Origin of the sequence: Azospirillum sp. B506, from assembly GCF_000333595.1 — a bacterium.
Classification (GTDB): Bacteria; Pseudomonadota; Alphaproteobacteria; order Azospirillales; family Azospirillaceae; genus Azospirillum.
Genome location: NZ_BADK01000331.1, coordinates 1 through 1,998, shown reverse-complemented (window position 1 = coordinate 1,998; position 1,998 = coordinate 1). Strand labels below are relative to the sequence as shown.

Sequence of the window (1,998 nt, the reverse complement as noted above, 5' to 3'; positions counted from 1 at the left end):
CCCCAATTTCGACACAGAAGCCGGCGAGCACCGCCGCGACAAAAGGGTTGATGGCGCTGAAGCTCATCAGTGACGGAAACAGCCCGGACAGCACGGCGATGCCGGTCACTGCGATCAGCGACTTGATGGTAAATCCGACACCGATGCGGGCCAGCGCAAGAAAATAGAAAGGCAGGTTGACCAGGAAGAACAGAGTTCCGAAATCGACGCCTGTCGCGTAAGAAATCACAAAGGCCAGCCCCGCCGCCTGACCGGTGACCAGCCCGGCGGCATGAAGAATCGCAATGCCGAACGACGTCATGACGATACCGAACAGTTGCCCTTGCAAATTGTCAAAGACACTGTGCGCCGCGCGTGGGCGCTCGTAAGTGACCGACGCAGAGGATGACGAAATAGTCGAGGCAGAATTGTTCGCCATGCCAGCTACCCCTCGGTGTCGCCTGTATGTTTACACGCGAACACCAATATAGGTCATTTTCGCTGACCTATCCATACTTCGCTTCGGAGACGGGGTAGCTATGCGATTTGCGGGGGGATTGGCGCGGTGGTGGTCCTTTGGTGCCGGGACGGTGGATGAGTGAGACTTACGCCGCCAATGTCCGCGCCAGCGTGTCGCCATCCACATTTCGGCCGGATAGCACCGCGACCGTGCGTCCGGTGCGGCCGATCCGGCCGCCGAGCACGGCAGCAACCGCCGCAGCCCCCGCCCCTTCCGCCACCACGCCGAAGGAGCGGTGAAGCGCCCGCATCGCCGCGGCGATCTCCCCTTCCTCCACCTCGACCACGCGGTCGACCAGAGTGTCGACGATGGCCTGGGGCAGCTTGCCCAGTGCATGGACATTGATGCCGTCGGCCAATGTCGGACCGCCGCGCCGGGCCAGCCGCACGCCGATCACCCGCACCCATGGCCGCTGCGCCTTCACCGCGGCCGTGATCCCGGCCAGCAGACCGCCGCCGCCGACCGGCACCACCACCGTGTCAACGTCCGGCCGGTCGGCGAGGATCTCCAGCCCAACCGTCCCCTGCCCGGCGATCACGTCGGGATCGTCATAGGGATGGAGGAAGGTCAGGCGCCGTTCCACCGCCAGTTCCAACGCCTTGCCCTTCGCTTCGCCCACTGTGGCACCATGCAGCACCACGTCGGCTCCCAACTCCGCGGTTCGCTCCACCTTACAGCGGGGGGCGGTTTCCGGCATCACGATGGTGGCCCGCACCCCCAAACGCGCGGCATGCAGCGCAACCCCCTGCGCGTGGTTGCCAGCCGACATCGCCACCACCCCGCCGGCCCGTTCCGGCGCCGTCAGTCGCAGCAGACGGTTCAATGCGCCACGCTCCTTGAAGGCCCCGGTGGCCTGGAACACCTCGGCCTTCAGCCAAAGGTCACGGTGAAGGGTCGGCGCATGCAGCAGGGGGGTACGGACGATCTGGCCGGAGAGCCGGCGGGCGGCATCGGTCACCGCCGACAGCGGCAGCCACGCCGGCAGGCGGTCCTCAAGGGATTGGTGGACGGGAGCGCAGACGGAAAGGGTGCGCGCGGCATCGGCATGCGCGGTCAACATCGCTGTAATCCTCGGCGAACGAATGTCTGGGTAAGTCGGGCGTGCCCCGGACCGCCTCAGCGGGCCGGGTGAATAATTCGCGCCGAGCCACACATTCGCTCGCCGAGACGGACGCGGAGACGCGACACCGCAGCAGCGATCAGACCATTGAACTTTGCATCGACCGGATACAGGGCTCCGGGGACCACATGGTGCAGCGACACGCCACACACTCCACACGACCATTGAACACGAAGACGGCAACTCTCCGACGCTTCAGAGCGCCGGGCCGGTAATTCGCATTCGCATGGTTTCGGTCGTGTTCATAAGATCTGAATACCCGTTGCCGCGGCGGCGGTCAAGCCGTCATCGTTCACTATGTCGCAGGACGGCAGCCTCACATCACCTCGACGCGGTCCCGCCCAAGCGCCTTGGCCCGGTAAAGTGCCTGATCCGCCCG

2 protein-coding genes are annotated in these 1,998 nt (G+C 65.1%); both read right to left on the bottom strand.

The genetic code is table 11. From position 1 onward, the window contains the following. Positions 1 to 418, bottom strand: a 418-nt coding sequence (locus I71_RS10180) for a YitT family protein (RefSeq protein ID WP_199902154.1), incomplete at its 3' end; no start/stop codon positions are given. A 166-nt stretch (positions 419 to 584) separates the two neighbouring features. Then, positions 585 to 1,559, bottom strand: a complete 975-nt coding sequence (locus I71_RS10175; protein WP_049976026.1) for a threonine/serine dehydratase — start codon at positions 1,557 to 1,559, stop codon at positions 585 to 587. Between the last annotated feature and the right edge of the window lie 439 nt (positions 1,560 to 1,998).

Excerpts from the sequence above, each read along its gene's own strand:
- I71_RS10175 (WP_049976026.1), bottom strand. The coding sequence starts at position 1,559 with ATGTTGACCGCGCATGCCGATGCCGCGCGCACCCTTTCCGTCTGCGCT.